This window comes from Burkholderia sp. Nafp2/4-1b, assembly GCF_003635165.1.
Classification (GTDB): domain Bacteria; phylum Pseudomonadota; class Gammaproteobacteria; order Burkholderiales; family Burkholderiaceae; genus Burkholderia.
Window position 1 is genome coordinate 204,870 of sequence record NZ_ML058610.1, and the last position, 26,943, is coordinate 231,812.

The following is a 26,943-nucleotide window of genomic DNA, read 5'->3' on the forward strand; positions in this document are numbered from 1 at the left end:
GGCAACAAAAAACCCGGCGAAGCACGCTTCGCCGGGTTTTCGTTCGTTCGTCCGTCGGTCCGTTCGACCGGCGATCGTCATTTGCGCGACGGCAATCCTGATTCGGTCTGCCGCTCGAGTTGCCGTACCTGCTCCTGCAGATCGCGCAACTGCAGCTGCGCCGCCCGCTTCTCGACCTGCAGCGCCTGCGCCTGGTCCTGCGCCGACTTTTGCCGCTGCGCGACCTCCGCCTGCTGGTTGCGCGCGACGCTCAGATCGGCCTGCAACTGCTGCGCGCGATTCGCCTGCAGCGCGATCACGCGTTCAAGGAACGCCTTCTGCGCCTGCAGTTCGGTGCGGCGAATCTCGACGTCCGCGAGCTGCACCGTCTGATGGACGAAGTTCGCGTACACCATCTCGGCACGGCTCTTGTCCTGCGACTTGATCACGCGCCACAGATGCTTGTCCTGGAACAGCGCGACGTAATACGTCATCTCGCGCGGATCGAACATCAGGCTCGCGCCGTAGCTGCCGTTGTACGTCGTGCGCATCTCGACGATTCGCCCGTCGTGCAGCATCTGCGTGAGTTCGGCGACATTGCCTGGCGCGGCCGCATCGGTCGTGGATGCGGCGGACGCGGCAGCCGTCGTCGCGGCATCGCCGCTCAGGCTCGTCACCGCGGGGCGCGTGCCCGCGACCGGCGCGGTCGCGTCGGCGGACCACGCCGCGCCTGCGTGCGCGCAGGCGGCCATTGCAACGATCCACGTTGCGCATCGTGCTGGGGAAAAATCTCGGAAGGCCAACGTCAGACTCCGGCGAACGATCGGGAGCCGCGATTATCGTTCAAAACGAAACGGCCGCATCTCGAATTTAACGGGATGCGGCCGGCCTTCCTGCGACGCACCGCATAAACGGGCTACAGGCGGGTTTCGCGTGCCGAGCGCAGGAATGCATCGAGCAGCGGCGTGCAGTCGAGCAGCTCGGAGCCGCCCGCGCGATGAAACTCCGGATGCCATTGCACGCCGACCACGAACGGCGCGCGCCGGTACCGAATGCCTTCGATGATTCCATCGCCGGCCGACACGGCCTCGATGTTCAGGTCGCGGCCGAGATCGCGGATCGCCTGATGGTGGATCGAGTTCACGATCGCCTCGCTGCGCCCGGGGAACATGCTCGCGAGTGTCGACGAGTCGGGGAACCGGATCGCGTGGCGATGCTGGTCGTAATGCTCGCTCACGTGCGCATTCGCGGTCGGCACGTCGGTCGCGATGTCCTGGTACAGCGACCCGCCGAACGCGACGTTGATCAGCTGGCAGCCGCGGCACACGCCGAGCACCGGCTTGCCGGACTCGACGAACTCGTGAAACAGCTCGAGCTCGTACATGTCGCGCACGCGGTCGCCCGGCCATTCGGGGCGCGCATCCGACGCCGCGTAGGTCTGCGGCGACACGTCGGCGCCGCCTTGCAGCAACAGCCCGTCGAGATGCTTCGCGTAGTCGCGCAACCGGATGTTGCTGGGGTGCAGCATGCCCTGATGCCCGACGGTCGGAATCATGAACACGAGCACGTCGCGCGACATCACCCAGTGCGCGATCGATTCCTCGAGATACTGCAGCGTCTTGCCGCGCAGCCCCTTCGCACCCGGCTCCGGATGGAAGATCCGCGCCGACACGCCGATGCGCAGCGTGCGCTGCGTGATGCGCTGGCCGGCGCGGTCGAACAGCCGGCGCGCCCGCGCCGCGACGATCCGGCCGAACACCGACCACGGCGTGTCGCTCTGTTTCAGATAAGCCGGCGGCACGTTCTGCGCATGCTGCGCACTGGCGGGCGGCGGCCGCGGCGTGTCGAAATCGGGCGGTGCGCCGAAACCGGGCGGCGCTGCGCCGGGCTTCGGCGTCGCGACCTCCGCTGCGGTGGCGACCCCGGCCGCCCCTGGTTCGGACGCGGCCGTGACTGGCGACGCGCCGTCCTCGGCGACGTTGTGCGCGGCGGCTTCCTGCGTGGCAGGCACGCCGGGCGTTTTCGCCGGATCGGAACGAGGGGAATCGGAGGAAGCGGAAGAGGTGCCGGACAGACCGGCCGGGGAAGGCGTGGTTTCGCTCATGACGATGGTCTGGTACGTCGCTCGCGCGTATTGGATTGACGAGGATTCATTATGCTTCAGTGCACGATCGCGCGGTAAACCTGCAACATCCTGTCGATATTGTTGCAGCTCGTCGCATCCGGCACGCGAGCCCCTTACCGTCCCCCATCGAACCCCATCGAAACGCATGGCGGGCAACTGGACATCGGTGATATATCACAATAATATTCACGGATCGTCCATCCTGTCCGATCGCCCGCGCCATGACCGCGCCCTGCTCCTCCACCGCGCCGCTGCCGGCATGAATGCGCTGACCGATGCCCTCCGCGAGCGGCCCGCCGCGTCGACGCCCAGCCTCGCCGACCGCGCGTACGCGCTGATCCAGCGCGACATCATCACGATGCGCCTGAAGCCCGGCGCCGCGCTCAACGAAGCCGACCTCGTCACCCGCACCGGCATCGGCCGCACGCCGGTCCATCAGGCCGTGCACCGGCTGGTGCTCGAAGGGCTGCTGTCGGTGATGCCGCGCAAGGGGCTGATGGTGCAGCCGCTGTCGCTCGACGACATCGTCGCGGTGATCGACGTGCGCCGCGTCAACGAAGCGCATTGCGTCGAACTCGCCGCCCGTCATGCGACGCCCGACGATCTCGCGCGCATGGCCGTGCTGCTCGACGACGGCCAGGCCTGCGTCGACACGCACGATGTCGAGGGGATGATGGAGCTCGACCGCGCGTTCCATCAGGCGATCGCCGCGGCCGCGCGCAACGCGGTGCTCGCGGAGATCCTGCGCGCGCTGCACGAGCGCTCACTGCGTTTCTGGTTCGTCACGCTGTCCGAACCGCACCACCTGTCCGACGTCCAGCGCGAACACCGCGAACTGTTCGAGCGACTGTCGGCGCGCGACGCTGCCGGTGCGCGCGCGGCCGTCGAACGTCATATCGATTCGTTTCGCGCCACGCTGATCCAACATCTTCGCTCCTGAGCCGCTCATGACCACTTTCACGCCGTTCCCTCCGCTCGCCCAGCTCGCCGCCGACCTCGCCGCCGGCCGCACCACGAGCCGCGCGCTCGTCGACGTCGCGCTCGACCGGATCGCCGATCCGTCGGGCCAGGGTGCCGTCGTCTTCACCGAAGTCGACGCCGACAACGCGCGCGCGGCCGCCGACGCGCACGATCGCCTGCGTGCCGCGGGCACCGTGCTGTCGCCGCTTGCGGGCATCCCTGTGTCGGTCAAGGACCTGTTCGACGTCGCGGGCCAGGTGACGCGCGCCGGCTCGCGCGTGCTCGACGACGCGCCGCCCGCACAAACCGACGCGGTCGCCGTCGCGCGGCTCAAGCGCGCGGGCGCGGTGCTGATCGGCCGCACCAACATGAGCGAGTTCGCGTTCTCGGGGCTCGGCCTGAATCCGCACTTCGGCACGCCGCGCTCGCCGTATCGCCGCGACGTGCCGGGCGATGCGCGCATTGCCGGCGGCTCGTCGTCCGGCGCGGCCGCGTCCGTCGCCGACGGGATGGCGGCCGTCGCGCTCGGCACCGACACCGGCGGCTCGATCCGCATTCCGGCCGCGCTGTGCGGGCTCACGGGCTTCAAGCCGACCGCGAGCCGGATCCCGACGCAAGGCGGCGTGCCGCTGTCGACGACGCTCGACTCGTTCGGCCCGATCGGCCTGACGGTCGCGTGCTGCGCGCTCGTCGACCGGATGCTCGCGGGCCTCGAACCGCACGTTCCGGCCGCGCGGCCGCTCGAAGGCGTGCGGCTCGGCGTGCTGACCAACTATGTGACGGACGGCGTCGATGCCGACGTGGCCGCCGCGCTCGACGCAGCGCTGAAGCATCTCGAAGCGGCAGGCGCGATCGTCACGGAAGTGCGCTTTTCCGCGCTCGACCGGCTGCCGGACGTCAACCGCTTCGGCTTCTCGCCGATCGAGGCGTACGCGTGGCATCGGCCCCTGCTCGCGCAGCATCGCGACCAATACGATCCGCGCGTGCTGTCGCGCATCCTGAAGGGCGAGCCGGCGAGCGCGGCCGACTATCTGGACCTGCTCGCCGCCCGCCAGGCCATGCTCGATGAAGCGGCGCACACGGTGTGGTCGCGCTTTGACGCGCTCGTCGCGCCGACGGTGCCCGTCGTGCCGCCGCGCATCGCCGAACTCGAAACGGACGACGCCGCGTTCACACGCACCAATGCGCTGATCCTGCGCAACCCGAGCGCGTTCAATTTCCTCGATGCGTGCGCGCTGTCGCTGCCGTGCCATCCGCGCGACGCGGCGCCGGTCGGCCTGATGCTCGCGGCCGCGCCGCATCGCGACGATGCGCTGCTGGCGATCGGCCAGGCAGTCGAAGCCGTGCTGAACACTATCCGGTGACCGGGCGCTCCGCATGACGGCGGGCCGATGGAGCCGATATAGCGGCTGCGGCCGGGTGCCGCACCCGCGCTGTCAGTTTCGTGCCAGATCGTTCGCGCTAAAATCGCGCGATTGTTTATCGGACCGACCAACGACAGGAACCCCGCCGACATGAACGACTCCACGCTCGCCCTCCGCCGTGAACACCGCCTGCTGATGCTGCTTGGCTGGGTGTGCATCGCCCTGCTGGCCGGCGCGCTCTACCTGCAGTACGTGAAGAACGAAGATCCGTGCCCGCTCTGCATCATCCAGCGCTACTTCTTCGTGGCGATCGGCATCTTCGCGTTCCTCGCGGCCGGGATACGCAACTGGCGCGGCATCTGGGTGCTCGAGCTGCTGATCGCGATCGCCGCGGCCGGCGGCGTCGGCACCGCCGCGCGCCACCTGTCGATCCAGATGAATCCGGGCTTCAGCTGCGGCTTCGACACGCTGCAGCCGATCGTCGACAGCCTGCCGCCCGCGCAATGGTTCCCCGGCATGTTCAAGGTCGCCGGCCTGTGCGAGACGGTCTACCCGCCGATCTTCGGCATTCTGCTGCCGGGCTGGGCGCTGATCGGCTTCGCCGTGATCCTGGTTGCCGTCGCATCGAGCCTCTGGCGCCATCGCCGCAAGCTGGCAGGCTGACCGGGGACGCCGCGCGGTCCGGCCGACCGGACGCGGCCGCGTGATCGCCCGGCCGGCCTGGAGCCAGCACCGCCGTGCGGCCGCACCGTGCCGGCCGCGCGTAAACACCTACCCTCGCACCTACCGTCGCACTACCGTCGCACTACCGTCGCCGCCGCCCGGTTTGCCGGGCGAACGCGCATCGCGCGACATCGCACGCACGCCCGGCCCCACGTGCGTTTCGGCCCGGTGCACACGCATCCCCGCCCCGATTCCGCGCGGCGGGCCTATGATCGACATGATCGCCGCCTGATAGTCCGGATCACCGCCCGACGATGTTTCCGTCGCGTTGCGGTGCTATCTTCGCGACTGGATGGCGATCTACGTGCGCGAGGCCAGGCGGTCTCACCTCCTGCGTAACGCGCGCCCGATCCGCAATGTCGACTGGATTCATCATGACAACGCAAACCATCCGCACCCGTCACCCTCATGGCGTCCGCACGTCCCGCGGCGTCGTTCGCGCGCGCCCTCGGCGCACTGCCGCCGCACCGGCTCCGTCGTGCGGCCGGCCCGCCCCGCTCCCGTCCGTCCTCGTTGCCGCCGCGCCCGCCAGCCTGCGCCGCGCGTCGCGCCGCGTCGTCCCGAACGGAGCGTGCTGATGGAAGCCTGGCTCGGCGATCTGCAGCAACTGCTTGCGCACGGTGAAGCGGCCGTGCTCGTGACGGTCGCGCATACCGACGGCTCCGCGCCGCGCGAGGCCGGCACCAAGATGCTCGTCACGCGCGACACGGCCCGCCATACGATCGGCGGCGGTCATCTGGAATGGAAGGCGATCGAGATCGCGCGGCATCTGCTGAAGGACGGCGCGCACGTGACGCACGCACGCCGGCTCGAACGGCTCGCGCTCGGCCCGAGCCTCGGCCAGTGCTGCGGCGGCGCGGTCGTGCTCGCGTTCGAGCGGCTCGACGTCGGCGACCTCGGCTGGATCATGTCGCTCGCGAAGCGCGTCGCGGCCGGCGCCGCGACCGTGCGTAGCGTATCATTCGGCCCCTCGCCGGGTGCGCCGCTGCTGAGCGAGCCCGAATCGCCCGACGCGCGCGCCGATTGCCTGCTGTGGGAAACCGGCGGTGTGTCGCTGCTGACCGAGACGATCGCGCCGTATGCGTTCCCCGTCATGCTGTTCGGCGCGGGACACATCGGCACCGCGCTCGTGAAGGTGCTGGCGACGCTGCCGTGCCAGGTGCGCTGGATCGACGGGCCCGATGCGGTGTTCCCGCCGGCCGACGCGCTCGCCGGGATCGGCAACCTCGCGATCGACGCGCTGGCCAACCCGGCCGATGCCGTCGACACGGCACCGCCGCACGCGTACTTTGTCGTGATGACGCACGACCACGCACTCGATTTCGTGCTGGCCGAGCGCATCCTGCGGCGCGGCGACTACGCGTACTTCGGGATGACCGGCTCACGCACCAAGCGCGTGCAGTTCGATCATCGGCTGGCAGCGATCGGCATCGACCCGGCCCAGGTCGCGCGAATGCACTGCCCGATCGGCGTCGAAGGCATCATCGACAAGGCGCCCGAAGTGATTGCGATCTCGGTGGCCGCGCAGTTGCTGCAGGCCGTCGAAGCGAACGCGAACGCGAACGCGCCCGCGCAAGCCTCCTCTACTTTCTGACCGACCAAGAACAACGCCATGACCCCGACATTCAAGGACAAGATTGCCCGCGCTCCGAAGGCGGAGCTGCACATCCATATCGAAGGCTCGCTCGAGCCCGAACTGATCTTCGCGCTCGCGCAGCGCAACGGCGTGAAGCTCGCGTACGAGTCGATCGACGCGCTGCGCGCCGCGTACGCGTTCACCGACCTGCAATCGTTCCTCGACATCTACTACGCCGGCGCGAGCGTGCTGCTGACCGAGCAGGATTTCTACGACATGACGACCGCGTACTGCGAACGCGCGCTCGCCGACAACGTCGTCCACACCGAGCTGTTCTTCGACCCGCAGACGCACACCGAACGCGGCGTGCCGATCGAGACGGTCGTTGCCGGCATCGACCGTGCGCTCGCCGATGCCGAGGCGCGCGGGCTGTCGAGCAAGCTGATCCTGTGTTTCCTGCGCCACCTGTCCGAAGACGACGCGCTCGCGACGTTCGACTCCGCGTTGCCGCTGTTCGAGCGCTATCGCCGTCGGCTGATCGGCGTCGGCCTCGACTCGTCCGAGCTCGGCCACCCGCCGACGAAGTTCGCGCGCGTGTTCGAGAAGGCGCGCGCGCTCGGGCTGAAGCTCGTCGCGCACGCGGGCGAGGAAGGCCCGCCCGCCTACATCTACGAAGCGCTCGACGTGCTGAAGGTCGACCGCATCGACCACGGCGTGCGCAGCATCGAGGACGCGGCGCTCGTCGAACGCCTCGCGCGCACGCGCACGGCGCTGACCGTCTGCCCGCTGTCGAACCTGAAGCTGTGCGTGTTCGACGACATGGCGAAGCACACGCTGAAGGCACTTCTCGATCGCGGCGTCGCGGTGACGATCAACTCCGACGATCCGGCCTATTTCGGCGGCTACGTCAACGACAACTACTTCGCGACGGTCGACGCGCTGCAGCTGACGGACGCCGAAGTGCACACGGTGATCCGCAACGGCTTCGAGGCGTCGTTCGTCGACGCGGCAGCGCGCGATGCGCTGATCGCACGGCTCGATTCGTACTGGCAGGCCGCGTGACGGCCGGCACCGAGGTTCGCTAGACAGATGAAACACCGCAACGACTTCCGCTTCGCGGCTATCGGTTCGGCCGTGCGCCGCGCCGGCCGCATGCGCGCGCCGAGCGCGCATGCCGGCCTCGCGGCCGTCGTACGCGTGGCCACGGCGTCGTGGGCCGGCACGCGCCGAAGCGTGTCGTTGCGGCTCGTCATGCAGCTCGCTACCGGGGCGGTCGTCGCGATGGATGTCGAGCTTGCCATCGCACTCGCGGCGCAGTCCGCCGCCAGCCCGGCGTTCGCAGCCGCAGCAGCCGCACTCGCGTGCGCAATCGCAGTCCGCGGCGCCCCTGCGTTCGCGGTTCGCCGCATCGCGCATGCACGGGCAGCGCCCGCCATCCCGCCGCCCGCATGGCTCCGACCGTTTTCTTCTGTTCGCCTTACCTTGATGCAGGACCATTCGTCATGACGCAAACCGCTTTCCGTTCCCAGCTGCTGACCTTCAACGGCGACCCGGCGCAATCGAGCCAGGCCGCGAACTACGAGACCGACGGCCTGTTGATCGTCGACGACGGCAAGGTCGTCGCGGCCGGCCCGCATGCGCGGCTCGCCGCGACGCTCGCGCCCGATGCGGTCGTCCACGACCTGCGCGACAAGCTGATCGTGCCCGGCTTCATCGACACGCACATCCACTACCCGCAGACGGACATGATCGCGTCGCCGGCCCCTGGCCTGCTGCCGTGGCTCGACAAGTACACGTTCCCGACCGAGCGCCAGTTCGGCGATCCGGAACATGCGCGCGAAGTCGCCGACTTCTTCGTCGACGAACTGCTCGCGTGCGGCACGACGAGCGCGCTCGTCTACTGCACCGTGCACAAGGAGTCGGCCGATGCGCTGTTCGCGGCGAGCGACGCACGCGACCTGCGGATGATCGCGGGCAAGGTGCTGATGGACCGCAACTGCCCCGAGTTCCTGCGCGACACCGCGCAATCGGGCTACGACGACAGCGCCGAGCTGATCGACCGCTGGCACGGCAACGGCCGCCAGCTGTACGCGCTCACGCCGCGCTTCGCGCCGACGTCCACCGAAGCGCAGCTCGAAGCGTGCGGCGAACTCGCGCGCCGCCATCCGGACGTATTCGTGCAGAGCCACGTCGCGGAAAACGTCGATGAAGTGAAATGGGTCGCCGAGCTGTTCCCCGGCCACCGAAGCTACCTGGACATCTACGATCGCTACGGGCTGCTGCGTCCGCGCGCGGTGTACGGCCACTGCATCCATCTCGACGACGAAGACCGCCGCCGGATGGCCGAGACGCGCACCGTCGTCGCGCACTGCCCGACGTCGAACTTCTTCCTCGGCAGCGGGCTGTTCGATTTCGACAAGGCCGGCGAATACGACGTGCCCGTCACGCTCGCCACCGACGTCGGCGGCGGCACGTCGTTCTCGATGCTGCAGACGATGAACGAGGCGCACAAGGTCGCCCGGCTGTCCGGCCACCACCTGACCGCGACGCGGATGTTCTGGCTCGCGACGGCCGGCGCCGCCCAGGCGCTCGATCTCGCCGACACGGTCGGCACGCTCGCGCCGCGCACCGAAGCCGACTTCGTCGTGCTCGACCCGCAGGCCACGCCGCTGCTCGCGCGCCGCACGAAACGCGCGGATTCGCTCGAGGAGCTGCTGTTCGCGTTCGCGCTGCTCGGCGACGACCGTGCCGTGTATCGCACGTACGCAGCCGGCCGGCTCGTGCACGAGCGCGGCGCCGCACGCCGCGCTGCCGCCGCCGCGTAACGCACACGCGTTTGCCCCTCCGGTTGCGGCGTGCGCAGCGACGCACGCCGCAACCGCCGGATTCGCCGCCGCGCGCGCCATGCGCCGTGCTAGAATTCGCCGCTCATTGGGGAGTAGCCGCTCCGCTCGATGTCCCGCGCCCACGGCGCGCATCGTGACGGAGGCGTCCGTCAACAGACTTGGCCGTTCGGCCATGGCGGACGCAGCCACCGAGGCCTGGCGAGACCGATGGTTCACTGCGCGCCGCATCAGGGCCCGGCGCGCGGCGGATCGTCGCTCGCACGCACAACAACGGCCCGTGGAACCCCATACGTGTCTCAAGCCTTCCTGATCTCCACCGGCGCCGTCGCCCTCGCTGAAATCGGCGACAAGACCCAACTGCTGTCCCTCGTGCTGGCCGCGCGCTATCGCAAGCCCGTGCCGATCATTCTCGGCGTGCTCGTCGCGACGCTCGTGAATCACGGTTTCGCCGGTGCGCTCGGCGAATGGCTCGGTGTGCTCGTCACGCCGTCGATCATGCGCTGGGCGCTCGCGTTCTCGTTCATCGCGATGGGGCTGTGGATCCTGGTGCCGGACAAGCTCGACGAAGACGAAGCGAAGGCGAACCGCTCGCGGCTCGGTGTGTTCGGCGCGACGCTCGTGGCGTTCTTCCTCGCGGAAATGGGCGACAAGACGCAGATCGCGACCGTCGCGCTGGCCGCGCGCTTCCAGGACTACATCGGGGTGGTGGCCGGCACGACGTTCGGAATGATGCTCGCGAACGTGCCGGCGATCCTGCTGGGCGACCGCTTCGCGCATCGCCTGCCGACGAAGCTGGTGCACGGCATCGCGGCCGTGCTGTTCGTCGTGCTGGGCGCGCTGGCGCTGTTGGGCGTCGGGGTGTGACGCACGCTTGACGCACGCAGCCAAACGGCGCGGCCGGGCGGCCGCGCGGTATCGCTATTGGATTACTTCGTGAGCGCCGCGCCCGATGCCGGCGCCGCCGGCACCGCGCGCTCGTTGGCGGCCGGCGGTGCGGCCGGCCCGCCGCGCTTGTCGACCGGCAGCCGCACCGTGCGAATCGCGCCGTTCGCCAGCGGGAAATCGGCGAGCGCGCTGCGCGCGAGGAACGGCATCGCGTACAGCAGCGCGCCGTTGTCGCCGGTCGTGCGCGCGGTCACGTTGTAGACCTCCTTGCCCGTCGCGCGCTCGGTGATCCGGATGCCGAGCGTGTAGTCGAACACCTGGTAGGTCTGCGCGACATAGCCGGCCGGCATCCCGCCCCACGGCCCGCCCCGCCAGTACGGCCCGGGCCCCATGAACCACGGGTCGTAGTAGACCGGCTGCGGCACCGTCACGAGATCGCTGCCGACACCGTACGTCAGCCCGACCAGATAGCGCGCCTGCGCGGCCGGCACCTGGCGAAACGCGTACGCAGACAATTCGTTCGCGACGATCGGCTCGTAGGTCGACTGCTCGATGCTGTGCTTCTGCGCATCGCTGCGCGTGAAGGCGTAAGTGCGTGTCGCGTCGCTGCCGCTCCAGTCGGAGAAGGCCGTGACCTGCGTCGTCACGTAACTGGTGCAGCCCGCCAGCAGCGCCACGCACAGCACCGCCACCCAGCCCGCACCGCGTTGTATCCATTCGCGTTTCATGTCGATCCTCGTCGATCCGTCACCCGTTCGTCGCACCGCGCGAAGCGCACGGGATGCCGATAATACGCGGACTCCCGGAACCGGTAAAAAGTTCGCGGCGGCACGCGGCCGCAAGCCTTTGTACAATGGCCCGGTTCGCCCGGCCCGCGCTGCGGGCCCGATCCCCACTCCACCGACCTCGACGACCATGTCCGACAACGCCTCCTCCACCGTGATCCGCCGCGCCGACTACACGCCGCCGGCCTTCCTCATCGATTCCGTCGCACTCGAATTCGATCTCGCACCGGCCCGCACGATCGTCAGGAACACGATGCGCGTGCGCCGCAATCCGGACGCGGCGCCCACCCCGCACCTGGAGCTGATGGGCGAAGCGCTCGAATACCTCGGCGCGCAGCTCGACGGCGCACCGTACGGCGCGGTGCGCGCGCACGAACACGGGCTGACCGTCGAGAACGTGCCCGATGCATTCGAGCTCACGCTCGACAGCGCGTGCGCACCGGACCAGAACACGACGTTGTCCGGCCTGTACGTGTCGAGCGGCAACTTCTTCACGCAGTGCGAGGCCGAAGGCTTTCGCCGCATCACCTACTTCCTCGACCGCCCCGACGTGATGGCGTCGTACACGGTCACGCTGCGCGCCGACAAGGCCGCGTATCCGGTGCTGCTGTCGAACGGCAACCTCGTCGACTCGGGTGAGCTGCCCGACGGCCGTCACTTCGCGAAATGGGAAGACCCGTTCCGCAAGCCGAGCTACCTGTTCGCGCTGGTCGCGGGCAAGCTCGTCGCGATCGAGGAGAAGATCACGACCGGCTCCGGCAAGGAAAAACTGCTGCAGGTGTGGGTCGAACCGGCCGATCTCGACAAGACCCGCCACGCGATGGATTCGCTGATCCACTCGATCCGCTGGGACGAGAAGCGCTTCGGCCTCGAGCTCGATCTCGACCGCTTCATGATCGTCGCGGTCGGCGACTTCAACATGGGCGCGATGGAGAACAAGGGGCTCAACATCTTCAACACGAAGTACGTGCTGGCGAACCCCGAGACCGCGACCGACACCGACTTCGCGAACATCGAATCGGTGGTCGGCCACGAGTACTTCCACAACTGGACCGGCAACCGCGTGACCTGCCGCGACTGGTTCCAGCTGAGCCTGAAGGAAGGGCTGACGGTGTTCCGCGACCAGGAATTCTCGGCCGACATGGCCGCGGGCGACGACATTGAATCCGCGGCCCGCGCGGTCAAGCGCATCGAGGACGTGCGCGTGCTGCGCCAGCTGCAGTTCGCCGAGGACGCAGGCCCGATGGCGCATCCGGTGCGTCCGGAAAGCTACGTCGAGATCAACAACTTCTACACGATGACCGTATACGAGAAAGGCTCGGAAGTCGTGCGGATGTACCAGACGCTGTTCGGCCGCGACGGGTTCCGCAAGGGCATGGACCTGTACTTCGCGCGCCACGACGGTCACGCGGTGACCTGCGACGACTTCCGTCACGCAATGGCGGATGCGAACGGGCGCGACCTCGCGCAATTCGAGCGCTGGTACAGCCAGGCCGGCACGCCGCGCGTGTCGGTGCGCACCGCGTACGACGCGGCCGCACGCCGTTACACGGTCACGCTCGCGCAGGGCTACGGCGATGCGTCGCCGGCCGCGCGCGACACGCAGCAAGGGCCGCTGTTGATTCCGTTCGCGATCGGCCTGATCGGCCGCGACGGCCGCGACCTGCCGCTGCGCCTCGACGGCGAAGCCGCCGCGTCGGGCACGACGCGCGTGCTCGACTTCACCGACACCGAGCAGACCTTCACGTTCGTCGACGTGCCGGAACAACCGCTGCCGTCGCTGCTGCGCAACTTCTCGGCGCCGGTGATCGTCGAGTACGACTACAGCGACGACGACCTCGCGTTCCTGCTCGCGCACGACAGCGACCCGTTCAACCGCTGGGAAGCCGGCCAGCGCCTCGCGACGCGCGCGCTGCTGACGCTCGCCGCGCGCGCCGCCGCGAACGAGCCGCTCACGCTTGGCGAGAACTTCGTCGCCGCGTTCCGCCGCGTGCTGACCGATGCCAACCTGTCGCCCGCGTTCCGCGAGCTCGCGCTGACGCTGCCGTCGGAAACCTATCTGGCCGACCAGATGGCCGAAGCCGATCCGGCCGCCGTGCATCGCGCACGCCAGTTCGTGCGCCGCCGGCTCGCGACCGCGCTGCGCGCCGAGTGGCTCACCGCGTACGACCAGCACCAGACGCCGGGCGCGTACGAGCCGACGCCGGAAGCGTCCGGCCGCCGCGCGCTGAAGAACCTCGCGCTCGCGTATCTCGCCGAGCTCGAGGATCCGGCCGACGCCGTGCGCATCGCGACCGCCCAGTACGACGCCGCGAACAACATGACGGATCGCGCCGCCGCGCTCGGCGCGCTGCTGTCCGCCGCGGCGGCCGGTGCGAACGATGCGGCCACGCGTGCGCTCGACGACTTCTATCGTCGCTTCGACAAGGAAGCGCTCGTGATCGACAAGTGGTTCGCGATGCAGGCCGCGCAGCGCGGCACACCGGCCCAGCCGACGCTCGCGAAGGTCCGCGCGCTGATGGCGCACCCGGCGTTCAATCTGAAGAACCCGAATCGCGCTCGCTCGCTGATCTTCAGCTTCTGCGCGGCGAACCCCGCGCAATTCCACGCGGCCGACGGCTCGGGCTACGCGTTCTGGGCCGAACAGGTGCTCGCGCTCGACGCGATCAACCCGCAGGTCGCCGCGCGCCTTGCCCGTTCGCTCGAGCTGTGGCGCCGCTTCACGCCGGCGCTGCGCGACCGGATGCGCGAAGCGCTCGAGCAGGTCGCGGCCGGCGCGAAATCGCGCGACGTGCGCGAGATCGTCGAAAAGGCGCTTGCGTAACGCAGCGTACGCAGTCGATCGCGTCGCGCTCACCCGCGACGAAGCCGGTGCCGCCCCGTTGCGGCGCCGGCTTTTTTATCGGCCGGAGATCGGCGGGGTCGGAGTCTGCCGACGCGTTCGAACATGTGTTCGAATACCCGACTATCCCGCCGCTGCAGGGCCATTCAGCTGCGCGGTTCGACGCCGCAATCCGACAGGCTCGGCGGCGAGCTCGGCCGATCGGTCATGTAACCGGACGAAAAAAGGCGGCGGCCCGGGAGGCGCGCCGGGTAAAATTGCGGCAATTCAAGGATTCTTTGGCCTTTCGGAGTCTGTCATGTCCATTGCCCGCCGCACCACGCTGTCCAAGTTCCTGATCGAGCAGCAGCGTGAGACCAACAACCTCCCCGCCGACCTCCGCCTGCTGATCGAAGTCGTCGCCCGCGCGTGCAAGGCGATCAGCTACAACGTGTCGAAGGGCGCGCTCGGCGAAGCACTCGGTACCGCCGGCAGCGAGAACGTCCAGGGCGAAGTGCAGAAGAAGCTCGACATCCTGTCGAACGAGATCCTGCTCGACGCGAACGAATGGGGCGGCAACCTCGCCGCGATGGCATCGGAGGAAATGGAAACGTTCTTCCCGATCCCCGCGAACTATCCGCGCGGCGAATACCTGCTCGTGTTCGATCCGCTCGACGGCTCGTCCAACATCGACGTGAACGTGTCGATCGGCACGATCTTCTCGGTGCTGCGCTGCCCGGACGGCAAGCTGGCCACCGAGGAATCGTTCCTGCAGCCGGGCACGGAGCAGGTCGCGGCCGGCTACGCGGTGTACGGCCCGCAGACGGTGTTCGTGCTGACGACCGGCAACGGCGTGAACTGCTTCACGCTCGACCGTGAAGTCGGCTCGTGGGTGCTCACGCAAAGCAACATGCAGATCCCGGCCGATACGCGCGAATACGCGATCAACGCATCGAACGCACGCCACTGGTACGAGCCGGTCCAGCGCTATGTCGACGAACTCAACGCCGGCAAGGACGGCCCGCGCGGCGACAACTTCAACATGCGCTGGATCGCGTCGATGGTGGCCGACGTGCACCGGATCCTGAACCGCGGCGGCATCTTCATGTACCCGGCCGACAAGCGCACGCCCGATCGTCCGGGCAAGCTGCGCCTGATGTACGAAGCGAATCCGATGTCGTTCATCGTCGAACAGGCGGGCGGCGCGGCGACGACAGGCACGCAGCGCATCATGGAAGTGCAGCCGACCGGCCTGCACCAGCGCGTGCCGGTATTCCTCGGTTCGAAGAACGAAGTCGAGCGCGTGACCGGCTATCACACCGACGGCAAATAAATTTGCACTGCAGCACTAGACGGAGGTGCGGGACGTCAGTACAATCGCGCCTTCGCGATGTGGCCCTGATGGGTTGCATCGCAGTGAAGTGAAAGCGGGAAGTCCGCCGGATCGAGGGTTTCGCGAAGCAGCGGCAGCAAGCTGAAAAAATTTCGCAAAACCTATTGCCAAGATCTCGGATTTCACCATATAATTTCATTTCTCTGCTGCCGGTGTAGCTCAGTTGGTAGAGCAGCGCATTCGTAATGCGAAGGTCGTAGGTTCGACTCCTATCTCCGGCACCAAGATATAAAGGCCTGATAAGCATCGCTTATCAGGCCTTTTCTCTTTTCCGGCCGCCTCTGGCCACCCCAGTTGCTGGCCACGTTTCGTCCGCTCCCACGAAAGCGTGCGTGCCCTCCTCCGTCGGATTATCAGCTGCGCGACGATGAGGATCCCGAATCGATTGTGAAGTCCACCGTCACGCGGCTGATTGCCGACGCCGGCAACAGCCTGCCCGATAGCGGCGCGCCGGCGCCGGTACATCGACGATGACGCGCGGCGCCGCGCGACTGCTCCCGTCAACGTTACGAATCCATTTCACCGCGCATCGTATGCGCACGCATCGTGGCTAGGCAGACGAATCCCCTGGAAAAACCCGTTAAGCGTGCATAACATTACTTAACGATTCCGACCCGTCTATCGCGTTACATTGCGGGGGCGGCGCGGCGGGTCGCACAGCCGCCTTCATGCAGCTTGCGGCGAAACAGCCGACGTCCGGTCATTTCGACTCAACACAAGGAGAGGATCACCATGACTCATGGCTTGATTATGTGGCTCATCATCGGCGCGATCGCCGGCTGGCTGGCGGGTCTGCTCGTCAAGGGCGGCGGGTTCGGCCTGATCGTCGACATCATCGTCGGTATCGTCGGCGCGGTGATCGGCGGCTGGCTGGCCGCGCGGCTCGGCATCAGTGTCGGCAGCGGCTTCATCGGCTCGGTGGTCGTCGCGGTCATCGGCGCCGTGATCCTGCTGTTCGTGATCCGGCTATTCAGGCGCGCGGCCTGACGGTGTTCTCGCGCGCCTTCGGGCGCGCTTTCGCGTTTTCGTTTCGGTGTTGCATCGAGCGGCGCACGGCATCCGCCGCGCGCCGCCTTCCGTTTCAGCGGCCCTTCCCGCGCTGCAACCAGCCGTCGAGCACGTCGCTCGTCAGCAAGCCGCTCCTCGCCACCCGTGCGCCGTCGCGTCCGATCCACACGGTCCGCGGCATTTCCCCCCGCCATCCCGCATCGAGCGCCGCCCGCAGCCGCTCGGGCATCGCCTCCGCGTTCGCGTACTGCGCGACCTGCGGCGGCAGGTTCATCTGGGCAAGCGCCTGGGCGAGCGCCGCGCCGCTGTCGTCGTACGCATCCATCGCGACCATCGCGAGCTGCACATCGGGATGCCGGCGCTGCCATGCGACCAGATGCGCGGCATTCTCGCGGCAGTATCCGCAATCGAGCGACCAGATCTCGACGGCGAGCGGCCGTTCGCGTGCCGTCGCGTAGAGCTTCGCGACGTCGGCCGCGCGCAGCGGCTGCAGTTCGCCGGCCCACGCCGGCAGGCTCGCGAGCATCGCGCCGATCAATGCGATCCACCGTTTCATTGCGCGCCCTCCACGGGAATCAGCCGGTAGCCGTCGTTACGCGTACGCCACGACAGATAGATGCGGCCCGCGTCGTCGAGCAGTTGCGGGTTGTCGCTCGCGCCCGACGTCGACGCGAGCACGCGCGGCGCCAACCAGTGTTCGCCGCGATCGTCCGAGCGCAGCAGCTTGATCTGCATCGTGTCGCCGTCGAACGCCTTCCAGGCGAGCCAGACGACGTCGCCACGCGCGACGAGCGCTGCATGCGAGGCCTGCTCGGCCGGCACCGCCGGATTCGCGCCGAATGCCCACGGCGTGCCGAGCGGCCGGCCGTCGGCGCCGATGCGCGAATAGAACACGTCGGCGCGGCCGTCGACGACGCCGAACCACGCGATCTGGCGCGTGCCGTCCGGCGTGATCGCCAGCGCCGGCCCGTGCTCGGGGCACGCCTCGACGTGCCAGTTCGAGAACGTCGCCCGCACGGGCACGACGGGCTCCGAGGCCGACACGGGCAGCACCGCGAGCGCATGGTCGCGGATCTGCCCGGGGAACACGTTGCGCCACACGGCTTCGATGCGGCCGGCCGGATCGATCGCCATCGCGATGCGGCAGCATTCGCACGTATGGTCGGTCACCTTCCGTTCGGGCTCGAACGACGCGCCGCCGTCGCGCGACACCGCGTAGTAGACGGCCGCGCCTTCGTACGCCTGCCCCGCCGCCTTCGCCGCGGCGAGATCGCGCTTGTCGATCCACGCGATCGCGATGTTGCCGGCCGGATCGACGGCCATCATGTCGAAGCGGTGCGTGATCGCCTGCCGGTCGCGATGCACGGTGACGGGCACGCTCCAGGTCGCGCCGCCGTCGAGCGAACGCGCGAAGCGCACCATGCCGGTGTAGGGCGCATCGAGCGGCATCGACCACGACACGTACACCGCGCGGCCGTCCGGGCTCGTGGCCACCTTCGGCCGATTCTCCGCGCTCGTGTAGATCGGCTCGGGCATTGCGTTGACGGTCACGGGCGCGGACAGCGTACGACCCGCGTCGTCCGAGTGCGCGACGACGACGTGCGCGCCTTCGACCCATGCGACCCACAGCCGGTGCCGCGCGTCGAATGCGGCGCCGGTCGCGAGCGGCTGCTTCTGCTGCGCGGGTGCAGCCTGCATGCTCATGTGCGCGGCATGCGGATCGGCGGGCTTCTGCGCATCGCGCGCGTCGTGCGCGAAGACGGACGACAGCGCCGCGAACCATAGCGCGCTGCCTGCTGCGAACGATTTCACAGCGACCATTTCAGTTCTCCAAAGAAAGTGCGGCCCGGATACGGGTGGAACACGTAGTAGCGGCGGTCGGTCAGGTTGTCGATGCCGACCGACGCGGTCCAGTGACGGTCGAACCGGTAGCGCGCCTTCACGTCGACGACCGTGAAGGTGCTCGTGCCGCCGTACACGTCCGGATTCACGTCGCTGTTGTCGAGCGTGTTGAACTGGCGGCCCGAGTAGCGCACGCCGACGCTCGCAAGCCAGTGCTCGTCGAAGCGGTACGACGCGAGCAGGTTCGCGCGCATGCGCGGGATGCGCGGAAAGCGCGAACCGACGTACGCGGGGTTCGCGGTATCGGCCAGGATCTGCGCATTGCTCGCCGACACGTTCGCGTCGATATCGAGCCCGCGCAGCCCGACGTTCTGGCCGCTGAATCCGAGTTCGACGCCGCGCACGCGCACGCGATCGACGTTCGAGATGTTCGTGACCGTCGACGCGCCCGACACCGTCGTCTGGCTGTAGATCGAGTCGCGCAGGTCGCTCTGGAACACGCTCGCGCGCACCACGCCGACGCCCACGTCGCGCTCGGCCGTGAAGTCCCAGTCGATCGCCTTTTCCGGCCGCAGGTTCGGGTTGTTGTTGACGATCGCGTTGTTCGAGATCGTGCCCTGGAACAGCTCGCCGACCGTCGGGAAGCGCGTGCCGGTCGCGAACGACAGACGGAAACGCCAGACGTCCGTCGCATCCCATTGCACGGCGATCTTCGGCGACAGCGCGTTCGCGCTGCGATCCGCATAGCCGAGCGTGCCGTTCGCGTTGCCGAGCGCGCCGCCGTACGCATCCCACAGCTCGTAGCGCAGCCCGAGCGTCGCGAGCCAGCCGGGCGCGAACCGCCACGCATCCTGCGCGAACAGCGCCTGCGTGCGCGTGTCGCCCTGATAGACGCTCGCGAGCGACGTGGTCGGCCCGGCCAGCCAGTCGGCCGTGTTGTACGTGACGTTGCGCAGGAAATAGTTGTCGTAGTGATAGCCGAACGTGAACGTATGGCCCTTCACCTGCGGCGCCTCGGCCTTCAGGTCGAGTGTGCGCCAGCCCGTGCCGTCGCCCTGGAACAGCGTGCCTGCCCCGCCCTGCGCGGTCGATGCCGCGCGCTGTACGTCGCGCGACACGTCGTACGCGGACACCACGCCCGACAGCCGCCAGCCCGAATCGAGCCGGCCGTTGAGCCCGAGCGCGTACAGCCAGTTCTCCTGGTCGCCGCGCTGCGGCGCGAACGCGTTCGACGCGACGGTCAAGTTCCGGCCGCCGATCGACACGTTGCCGCCGTAGACCGGATTGCCGGCAGCATCGCGCAGGAAGGTTTCGCCATGCTGGCGGTAATGGTTCTCCCAGTGCCCGAGCGTCAGCGTCGCGTCGACGTGATCCGTGAACGCGTAGCCCATCCGGACCGTCTCGTTCAATTGCTCGGTCCGCTCGATGGTCTGCGCGCCGACGATCGTGCGCGGCTTGCCGTTGGGGCCGATGTCGGTGGCCGCGCCCGTCACGGGCACCGCGGCGCCGAGCCGCGGGTTGTACGCGGCATTGGGGCTCGCATACTGCATCGGCTGACCGTCGTTCTCCAGCCGGTCGAGCGACAACGAGAACCAGAACTTGCCGACGCGATTCGCGATCCGTGCGGTCTGGTGATTGCCGCCGAAGCTGTCCGCGAAGCCGTAGCCGTCGCGATAGCGCTGCGTGAAGAACTGCGTCGACAACGACGCCTCGAGCTTATCGGGCCGTCGTGTCGTCAGCAGTACGGTCGAGCCGATTGCATTGCCGGGATACAGCGCGGAAAAGGGGCCATACAGCACGTCGACGCGCGCGATGTCGTCGGGCGCGATCAGCGACCAGCGCGGCGGGTATGCATAGCTCGAGCCGAGCAGGTTCGACAGCAGCAGGCCATCGGCGTACACGAGCCCGCGCGCGCTCTGCAGTTCGTTGAAGTCCCGGCCGGCGAACACGCTGTTGCGGTCGCCGATGTAGCGCTTGCGCACCATCAGGTTGGGCGCGTACTTCAGCGCATCATCGGTGGTGACGTTGGTGTGCGCGTCGATCCGCTCGCGCGTGATCGACTCGACGACGGCCGGCGTATCGGGGTCGACGGGCTGCCGCTGGGCGGTGACGCTGACCGCGGTCAGCGTATCGCCGGTCGGTGCCTCGGTGGCCGCGGCAACCGAGGCGGCGCGCCCGGGCGGGCTGCCCAAGCGGCCGGGCGCCGGGCCGGCGGCCACGCCATCGATCGAAGCGGCCTGTGCGGCCGGCCAGGCAAAAGCGGCCGCGCACGCGAGTGCGAGCCGACCGCGCGACGGCCGCGCGGCGAAGGTGAACGACATGGATGCATTCCTGAAAACGTGACCGGAAGCCGCCGGACGCGCGCCGACGCGCCGCGCGCAGACGGCGCGGCGCGCGGCCGGGCCGCGGGCGGCACGCGCGCTACCGGGGCGCGCGGACGATATCAATCAGATCGGGACGTTTTCAGGCGGACCGCGCGGCTGCGCGAGACGAATGCCCTGGCGGGGAAGATCGGGGATGGCCGGCGCGGCCGCCCGATAGGCGAACGCGCGTACGAAGCCCGGCAGCGCGGGCAGGCTCGTGCCGAGCGCGACGTTCGCCGCGAAGCCCGGACAGTACACGCAGTGCGGTACATGATCGAACGACGGCGTGCTGCGGTCGTCGCCGGACTGCGCGAGGACGACCTGGCGTGCGCCTGCCGCACTGCACAACTCGAGCGTGAGTTCGCCGGAACCGTTCGATGCGAGACGCGCGTAGCCGACGACGGGCGACAGTACGTTCAGTACCAGCGCCAGCCAGACTAGGCCGATCCATCGCGTCGTTCGTTTCATCGCGGTCCAGGAAAAAGTGCGCGCAAGTATAGCAAGCGACCCGAACGTTGCCGATCGGGCGCGTGCAATAGCGGGCATCGCAGCGCGCGCGGCAGCGCATGTGCCGTTAATACAACAGAGACAAAATCTAACGATTCGCCGCTGGCATAAATCCAAGCGCGAGGTTGATAATTATTGAACCTGTTGGAGAAACGATCATGGACGAAAGACCAACTCGCATGCCCCCGCCCGAGCAAGTGATGAGCCCGGATCCGGAACCCGTCGGCGTGGAATTTCTCGCCGAATTGCCCGAGCATGTCCGGGCATTCTTCGACGAGCAGCACAAGCTGTACTCGCCGAAGTGAACCTACGTTCGGTTCCGTAACCGTCACGTGTCGATCGATATCGTGCGGTTCATCGCTGCGTTTTCGGCGCAGATCGCTTCGCATCCGGGCTGCAATGGCCTGACGGTGCTGGATCAGCTCGCCCGCTGATTCTCCTGTCGCGTCGTTCCGCCGCGCGACTGTCTTCGTCTATCCTTCTGGTTTTCCCTCTCCGGCCCGCCCGGCTCTCCCGATCGCTCCAATGAAACAAGCTCTTCGTGCCAGCCTTGCTGTCGCCGCGCTCGGCGCTGCCCTATTGTCGCCCCTGCAAGTCGCGCGCGCGGACGGCGACGACACCGCGCTCACCAATCTCGTCGCACTCGCATCGCAGCGGCTTGCGCTCGCCGAGCCCGTCGCGAGATGGAAGTGGGCGAACCACAAGGAGATCGAGGATCGGCCGCGCGAGGCCGCCCTGCTCACGTCGGTCGAGAAGCGCGCCGCGCAGTCCGGCGTGGATCCCGCGTTCGCGCGGACCTTCTTCGAAGATCAGATCGCCGCGAGCAAGGACGTGCAGAAGGCGCTCTTCGCCACCTGGCGCGCGACGCGGCCGCCCGAAGGCGCAGCGCCCGACCTCGCGACCACCACGCGGCCCGCTCTCGACCAGCTCACGCAAAAGATGCTGGCCGGCCTCGCGCAAGTCGCACCGTTGCGCGACGCGCCCGATTGCCAGGCGCGGCTCGCACGCAGCATCGCGAACTGGAAGACGCTCACCCGCTACGACGCCACCCAAACGCAGGCGCTCGGCACGGCGCTGTCGCATGTCTGCGCAGCCGGTGGCGCCAGCGCGATCGGCTGACGACACACGGCCATCGCGCGCCACGGCGCCGCGCGCTCAGTCAGCAGGCGTGAGCGCCGCGAGCGGAATCAGTTGCAGGCCGCGTGCGAGGTGGGTCTGCAGCAGGCGATGGGTATGGGGCTCGAATGGGCTGTCCGTGCCGTCGGCTGCGAGCCGTGCCGCTGCGTCGAGCGATTCGGCTGCGCCGACGTAGCGCCAGCCGTCGATCACGTGGAACAAGGGGCGCACGCCGCTCGCTTCGAACGCGACCGCGCCGTCGAACGGCCAGGGCGCGGCGCCCGCCCGCGCGTGATCGGCGGGACGGCGGTTGTAGGACGGACGCAGACGGGCAATCCACTGCGCTTCGGCAAGCATCGCGCCCAGCTCGTTGCCGGTCTCCCGCCATTCGACCCGCCGCACCTGCTGCGCCAGCCGCATTTCCTTCGACGACCGGCGCTCGCCGGTCAGCAACGCGCGCAAGCGCTGCCGCACGCGCACGCTGCGGCCGACATACAGCGCTTCATCGCTCTCCCCGAACAACGCGTACGCACCGCACCCGGCCGGCGCGGTATCGAGCCACGCCTCGGTCAGCCCGCCCGCAAGACGGAAGTGGCGCGTCGTGCGCGCAATCTGGTCGCGCAACCGCTCGAGGGGCACGATCTCGTGCAGTTGCCGCCAGAACTGCCACACGAGGTCCGCATCCGCGAGCGCCCGGTGGCGCGCGGCGGGAACGAGGCCATGCCGTTCGATGAGCGCATCGAGGCCGTGCCGCGCCTCGCGCGGAAACAGCGCGCGCGACAACCTCACCGTACACAGCACGTCCGGATTGAACGCGAGGCCCGCGCGCTCGAATTCGGCGCGCAGGAAGCCGCGGTCGAAGCTCGCGTTGTGCGCGACGAACAGCTTGCCGTCGAGCCGCTCGAACAGCGCGGTCGCGAGCGACGCGAACGACGGCGCGTCGCGCACCATCTCGTCCGAAATGCCCGTCAGCTGCTCGATGAACGGCGGAATCGGCTGCCCCGGATTGACCAGCGTCGTCCACGTCGATACCCCCTGCGGGCCGATCTCGACCACGCCGATTTCGGTGATGCGGTGCTCGACGGACGAGCCACCGGTGGTTTCAAGGTCGACGAAGACGAGCGGCTGTTCGCTGGCGGGATCGGACGGGCAGAAATCGGACATGAAAAGACAGGGAAACGATGCTTCCGTGAGTATGCACGGCAGACGTGTTCGCGACCAGTCCGAACCCGTGTCGATTCGCCGGTTGCCGGTTTCGTGTCCCCAAAAAGCAAAAAGCCCCCGCGATGCGGGGGCCGGACATGATCGGCAATGCGTGGCGCGTCAGGCCGCCTGGATATTCGCTGCCTGCTTGCCTTTCGGCCCCACTTTCACGTCGAAGGATACGCGCTGGTTCTCCTTCAGCGTTTTGAAGCCTTCCATCCGGATTTCGGAAAAGTGCGCAAACAAATCTTCGCCGCCATTGTCGGACGTAATAAAACCGAAACCTTTAGCATCGTTAAACCATTTTACGATACCGGTATCCATACTTTCGTTCCCCACTCGTTTAGATCAAAAAAGCTACTGTTATAGCCGCTTCCCGAAATCCCGCAACGGCGCGCCGCACCCACCCCCAGCGCTCCGCCCGGGGACGGAGTGCTGACTTTATAAATTGGACAATCCGGGTGCGTCAAGAAAATTTTTAGCGCTTTCTTTATCAAAAAAACGTCAATACCACTGGAATCGGTACACCATCGCCTTTTATTAAATGATTCGCATCAAAAACCTGTCAATATTACCGGGATCGGATCATTAATAATCAAAACCATGAAAAACCTACCGGGGACAAATCGGGTCGGTAAAATCATCGGGTTTTTTCCGGGTTGCGAAAAACATCCGACGTTGCGATGCTGGGACAAGGCAATGGAAGGAGAAGGTCATGTGGCTGGACGGAATCAAGCGCTTCGCGAGCCGGCTTGTGCGCGTACGCCGCAAGTCCCGCGCGCTGGCCGAGTCCCGCGAAACGCCGTGCGACACCGAGTTCGACCCGACCTGGCACGGCGATCATTGGCAGAACCTGCTGGCGTCGCCGCTCGACGCCCGTCACTACGTGATGGAAGACTGGACGTACACGCCGCCGCCAGCCGAAGTCGACGATACGCAGCCGACAGGCAAGCGCAAGCGGCGCTCGTACATGCAATAGGGCCGGGATGGCGGAGCAAAAAAAAAGCGCGACTGGGAAGTCGCGCCGACAAAGGTTTGGAGATCTTTTCCGTCAACGAAAAAGTCTGCTTCGGAAAGCAGAGATCGCAGTATAGCGAGAGAACATCCTTTCATTAGCCATGCTGCACACAAACCTCTATTGCCGATGTGTCAATAATCGGGCTGGTGCTACTGTGACCCTCAGCTGATCCCGTGTCGCGATCGCGCAACGCCGTCAACGCCCGCTACGCAGTCCTGATGATCTTTTGCGTCTGCCGAATCGCCGCAAAGCCTTGCTGGCCGCGGCTCGCCGCGCATGCGCGCATTCTTGCTCGATTAGAAATATAGTATTGCTACAAGCGGTTTTCTCCCCCGCCGGGACGGATCCGTACACTGAAATGGACTTCCGACGAGGTTGCCGCGCCCCACGCGCACGGCGCCGCCGATCCGCGACGCCCGCCGATACCGGCAGCCGCTGCGATCGGCACCATCCTGTTTGGAGACAGATCATGAAAAAGACCCTGATCGTCGCCGCATTGGCGGGCGTGCATGCGACCGGCGCCCATGCGCAAAGCAGCGTCACGCTGTACGGCCTGATCGATGCCGCTATCACGTATACGAACAACCAGGGCGGTCACAGCGCGTGGCAGGAAACGAGCGGCTCGATCAACGGCAGTCGCTGGGGGCTGCGCGGCACCGAGGATCTGGGCGGCGGACTGAAGGCGATCTTCACGCTGGAAAACGGCTTCGGCATCAACAACGGCACGCTCAAGCAGAACGGCCGCGAATTCGGCCGCCAGGCGTTCGTCGGGCTCGCGCACGACAGCTACGGCTCGCTGACGCTCGGTCGCCAGTACGACAGCGTCGTCGACTTCCTCGGCCCGCTGTCGTTGACCGGCACCCAGTACGGCGGCACGCAGTTCGCGCACCCGTTCGACAACGACAACCTGAACAACTCGTTCCGGATCAACAACTCGGTCAAGTACCAGAGCGCGAACTACGGCGGCCTGAAGTTCGGCGCGCTGTACGGCTTCTCGAATTCCACCAATTTCTCGAACAACCGCGCGTACAGCGTCGGCGCGGCGTACAGCTACATGGGCTTCAACGTCGCGGCCGCGTACCTGCAGCTGAACAACAACGTGAACTCGCTCGCGCTCGCGGCCAGCGACCCCGGCGCAGTGGCCGGCGACTGGACGTTCGCGGCCAGCCGTCAGCGCACGTGGGGCGCGGGCCTCAGCTACGCGTTCGGCCCCGCGACGGCCGGCTTCGTGTTCACGCAAACGCGCCTCGTCGATTCGGCGAGAATCAGCGCCGGGCAGTCGGGCGTGACGGGCGGCATTCCGCTCGCCGGCGGCACGCGATTCAACAACTACGAAGTGAACGGCCGCTACGCGCTGACGCCGGCGTTCTCGCTCGCAGGCTCGTACACGTACACCGACAGCCGACTCGACGGTCAGACACCGAGCTGGCACCAGTTCAACCTGCAGGCCGACTATGCGCTGTCGAAGCGCACCGATCTGTATCTGCAGGGGGAATACCAGCGGGTCAATACGGACGGCCTGGCGGTCGGCGCGAGCATCAACGGGCTCGGCACCGCGTCGTCGACGAACAAGCAGATCGCCGTCACGGCCGGCATGCGCCACCGCTTCTGAACTGTGCGACCGGCCGCGGCCGGTCCGGCAAGCCCCTCAATACAAAGCGCCCCAACCGGGGCGCTTCTCATTGCGGGGCCGCATGGTGCGAATGCGCCGCGCGATCCTCACGCGTTGCCGGAGGCCGGATAGCGCACGTCGAGCACGTCGATCGGCTGCGGACCGGCCGGCGTCATCAGTGTGACGGTATCGCCGATCCTCGCCTTGATGAGTGCCCGCGCGACCGGCGAGATCCAGCTGACGCAGCCGCGATCGAGATCGACCTCGTCGATCCCGACAATCGTCACGGTGTGATCTTCGCCGTCCGGCGTCGCGTAATCGACGGTCGCGCCGAAGAACACCTGGTCGACGTTCTCCTGCCGGCTCGCGTCGACGACTTCGGCGAGATCGAGCCGCTTCGTCAGGAAGCGGATCCGGCGATCGATCTCACGCAGCCGCCGCTTGCCGTAGATGTAGTCGCCGTTCTCCGACCGGTCGCCGTTCGACGCGGCCCACGACACGAGGCGCACGACCTCGGGACGCTCGACGTCGATCAGGTTCAGCAGCTCGTCCCTGAGCCGCTTGTGGCCGGCCGGCGTGATGTAGTTCTTCGTGCCCGCCGGAATCGCGAGCTGACTCGGGTCGAGATCGTCGTCGTCGCCGTCCGACTCTTTGACAAACGCCTTGTTCATGATGCAGGTTCAATACATGGATGACTGATGCTTGAAGGGTACACGAACGCGACCGCGCGCGATCAGGCGACATATTTTGTGGATAAGGCTTCCCTTTTTATACGACTCTGCTATACTTCCGCTTCTGCGTGCGGCTGTAGCTCAGT

The 26,943-nt window shown here is 67.5% G+C and carries 25 protein-coding genes, 1 tRNA gene and 1 riboswitch; of the genes, 16 read left to right on the forward strand and 10 right to left on the reverse strand.

Annotation, left to right across the window (positions count from 1 at the left end):
• Positions 1–77: 77 nt before the first annotated feature.
• Positions 78–731 carry a DUF2968 domain-containing protein gene (locus C7H84_RS21025; RefSeq protein WP_121860587.1) on the reverse strand — a complete coding sequence of 218 codons (654 nt, stop codon included), beginning with the start codon at positions 729–731 and terminating at the stop codon, positions 78–80.
• Between the two features lie 164 nt (positions 732–895).
• On the reverse strand, positions 896–2,083 hold the full coding sequence (locus C7H84_RS21030; RefSeq protein WP_121860588.1) for a type 1 glutamine amidotransferase: 1,188 nt from the start codon (positions 2,081–2,083) through the stop codon (positions 896–898).
• Between the two features lie 280 nt (positions 2,084–2,363).
• On the opposite strand from C7H84_RS21030, the gene C7H84_RS21035 reads away from it, so the two are divergent.
• The 8 genes from C7H84_RS21035 (at position 2,364) to C7H84_RS21075 (ending at position 10,437) form a co-directional block, all read left to right on the forward strand.
• Positions 2,364–3,044 (forward strand): GntR family transcriptional regulator, encoded by a 681-nt coding sequence (locus C7H84_RS21035; protein ID WP_121860714.1) that lies wholly within the window; start codon positions 2,364–2,366, stop codon positions 3,042–3,044.
• A gap of 7 nt (positions 3,045–3,051) precedes the next feature.
• Entirely contained in the window at positions 3,052–4,428 is a 1,377-nt protein-coding gene (locus tag C7H84_RS21040) for an amidase (RefSeq protein ID WP_121860589.1), read from the forward strand.
• 150 nt (positions 4,429–4,578) lie between these two features.
• On the forward strand, positions 4,579–5,091 hold the full coding sequence (locus C7H84_RS21045) for a disulfide bond formation protein B (protein WP_121860590.1): 513 nt from the start codon (positions 4,579–4,581) through the stop codon (positions 5,089–5,091).
• Positions 5,092–5,728: 637 nt separating this feature from the next.
• The gene (xdhC, locus tag C7H84_RS21050; RefSeq protein ID WP_121860591.1) at positions 5,729–6,745 is read left to right on the forward strand and encodes a xanthine dehydrogenase accessory protein XdhC; all 1,017 of its coding nucleotides are present in this window, start codon (positions 5,729–5,731) and stop codon (positions 6,743–6,745) included.
• Positions 6,746–6,763: 18 nt separating this feature from the next.
• Positions 6,764–7,789, forward strand: coding sequence for an adenosine deaminase (locus C7H84_RS21055; protein ID WP_121860592.1), 1,026 nt, complete (start codon positions 6,764–6,766; stop codon positions 7,787–7,789).
• 90 nt (positions 7,790–7,879) lie between these two features.
• On the forward strand, positions 7,880–8,233 hold the full coding sequence (locus C7H84_RS21060; protein ID WP_240462063.1) for a hypothetical protein: 354 nt from the start codon (positions 7,880–7,882) through the stop codon (positions 8,231–8,233).
• Entirely contained in the window at positions 8,230–9,552 is a 1,323-nt protein-coding gene (gene guaD, locus C7H84_RS21065; RefSeq protein WP_121860594.1) for a guanine deaminase, read from the forward strand. The genes C7H84_RS21060 and guaD overlap by 4 nt, the downstream gene beginning before the upstream one ends.
• A gap of 96 nt (positions 9,553–9,648) precedes the next feature.
• Positions 9,649–9,786, forward strand: a riboswitch (yybP-ykoY riboswitch).
• Positions 9,787–9,864: 78 nt separating this feature from the next.
• On the forward strand, positions 9,865–10,437 hold the full coding sequence (locus tag C7H84_RS21075; protein WP_121860595.1) for a TMEM165/GDT1 family protein: 573 nt from the start codon (positions 9,865–9,867) through the stop codon (positions 10,435–10,437).
• A gap of 62 nt (positions 10,438–10,499) precedes the next feature.
• Here C7H84_RS21075 and C7H84_RS21080 read toward each other — a convergent pair whose 3' ends face one another.
• Positions 10,500–11,186: a DUF4136 domain-containing protein gene (locus C7H84_RS21080; RefSeq protein ID WP_121860596.1), complete on the reverse strand. Its 687-nt coding sequence runs from the start codon at positions 11,184–11,186 to the stop codon at positions 10,500–10,502.
• Positions 11,187–11,373: 187 nt separating this feature from the next.
• Here C7H84_RS21080 and pepN point away from each other — a divergent pair, with 187 nt between their 5' ends.
• The 4 genes from pepN to C7H84_RS21100 all read left to right on the forward strand — a co-directional run bounded on the left by pepN (position 11,374) and on the right by C7H84_RS21100 (position 16,444).
• Positions 11,374–14,067: an aminopeptidase N gene (gene pepN / locus C7H84_RS21085; RefSeq protein ID WP_121860597.1), complete on the forward strand. Its 2,694-nt coding sequence runs from the start codon at positions 11,374–11,376 to the stop codon at positions 14,065–14,067.
• Between the two features lie 316 nt (positions 14,068–14,383).
• The gene (locus C7H84_RS21090; protein WP_121860598.1) at positions 14,384–15,397 is read left to right on the forward strand and encodes a class 1 fructose-bisphosphatase; all 1,014 of its coding nucleotides are present in this window, start codon (positions 14,384–14,386) and stop codon (positions 15,395–15,397) included.
• A 208-nt stretch (positions 15,398–15,605) separates the two neighbouring features.
• Positions 15,606–15,681: transfer RNA gene (locus C7H84_RS21095), tRNA-Thr, on the forward strand.
• Between the two features lie 508 nt (positions 15,682–16,189).
• Positions 16,190–16,444 carry a GlsB/YeaQ/YmgE family stress response membrane protein gene (locus C7H84_RS21100; protein WP_121860599.1) on the forward strand — a complete coding sequence of 85 codons (255 nt, stop codon included), beginning with the start codon at positions 16,190–16,192 and terminating at the stop codon, positions 16,442–16,444.
• A gap of 94 nt (positions 16,445–16,538) precedes the next feature.
• Here the strand turns inward: C7H84_RS21100 and C7H84_RS21105 are convergent, their stop codons facing one another.
• The 4 genes from C7H84_RS21105 to C7H84_RS21120 all read right to left on the reverse strand — a co-directional run bounded on the left by C7H84_RS21105 (position 16,539) and on the right by C7H84_RS21120 (position 21,138).
• Positions 16,539–17,021, reverse strand: a complete 483-nt coding sequence (locus C7H84_RS21105; protein ID WP_121860600.1) for a TlpA family protein disulfide reductase — start codon at positions 17,019–17,021, stop codon at positions 16,539–16,541.
• Entirely contained in the window at positions 17,018–18,286 is a 1,269-nt protein-coding gene (locus C7H84_RS21110; RefSeq protein WP_121860601.1) for a sialidase family protein, read from the reverse strand. The genes C7H84_RS21105 and C7H84_RS21110 overlap by 4 nt, the downstream gene beginning before the upstream one ends.
• Entirely contained in the window at positions 18,274–20,628 is a 2,355-nt protein-coding gene (locus C7H84_RS21115) for a TonB-dependent receptor (protein WP_121860602.1), read from the reverse strand. The genes C7H84_RS21110 and C7H84_RS21115 overlap by 13 nt, the downstream gene beginning before the upstream one ends.
• Positions 20,629–20,754: 126 nt before the next feature.
• Positions 20,755–21,138 (reverse strand): DUF2946 domain-containing protein, encoded by a 384-nt coding sequence (locus C7H84_RS21120; protein ID WP_121860603.1) that lies wholly within the window; start codon positions 21,136–21,138, stop codon positions 20,755–20,757.
• A gap of 197 nt (positions 21,139–21,335) precedes the next feature.
• Here C7H84_RS21120 and C7H84_RS36500 point away from each other — a divergent pair, with 197 nt between their 5' ends.
• Complete coding sequence (locus C7H84_RS36500) at positions 21,336–21,482, forward strand: hypothetical protein (protein WP_009690993.1); 147 nt, start codon at positions 21,336–21,338, stop codon at positions 21,480–21,482.
• A gap of 220 nt (positions 21,483–21,702) precedes the next feature.
• Positions 21,703–22,296, forward strand: coding sequence for a chorismate mutase (locus C7H84_RS21125; protein WP_121860604.1), 594 nt, complete (start codon positions 21,703–21,705; stop codon positions 22,294–22,296).
• A gap of 36 nt (positions 22,297–22,332) precedes the next feature.
• Here the strand turns inward: C7H84_RS21125 and C7H84_RS21130 are convergent, their stop codons facing one another.
• Both C7H84_RS21130 and C7H84_RS21135 read right to left on the reverse strand, forming a co-directional pair.
• Positions 22,333–23,457, reverse strand: coding sequence for an exonuclease domain-containing protein (locus tag C7H84_RS21130; RefSeq protein ID WP_121860605.1), 1,125 nt, complete (start codon positions 23,455–23,457; stop codon positions 22,333–22,335).
• Between the two features lie 159 nt (positions 23,458–23,616).
• Positions 23,617–23,820, reverse strand: coding sequence for a cold-shock protein (locus C7H84_RS21135; protein ID WP_098549446.1), 204 nt, complete (start codon positions 23,818–23,820; stop codon positions 23,617–23,619).
• A gap of 391 nt (positions 23,821–24,211) precedes the next feature.
• Here C7H84_RS21135 and C7H84_RS21140 point away from each other — a divergent pair, with 391 nt between their 5' ends.
• Positions 24,212–24,475 (forward strand): hypothetical protein, encoded by a 264-nt coding sequence (locus tag C7H84_RS21140; RefSeq protein WP_121860606.1) that lies wholly within the window; start codon positions 24,212–24,214, stop codon positions 24,473–24,475.
• 508 nt (positions 24,476–24,983) lie between these two features.
• Entirely contained in the window at positions 24,984–26,126 is a 1,143-nt protein-coding gene (locus C7H84_RS21145; protein ID WP_121860607.1) for a porin, read from the forward strand.
• A gap of 107 nt (positions 26,127–26,233) precedes the next feature.
• Here C7H84_RS21145 and greB read toward each other — a convergent pair whose 3' ends face one another.
• Entirely contained in the window at positions 26,234–26,797 is a 564-nt protein-coding gene (gene greB, locus C7H84_RS21150) for a transcription elongation factor GreB (RefSeq protein WP_121860608.1), read from the reverse strand.
• Positions 26,798–26,943: the final 146 nt, after the last annotated feature.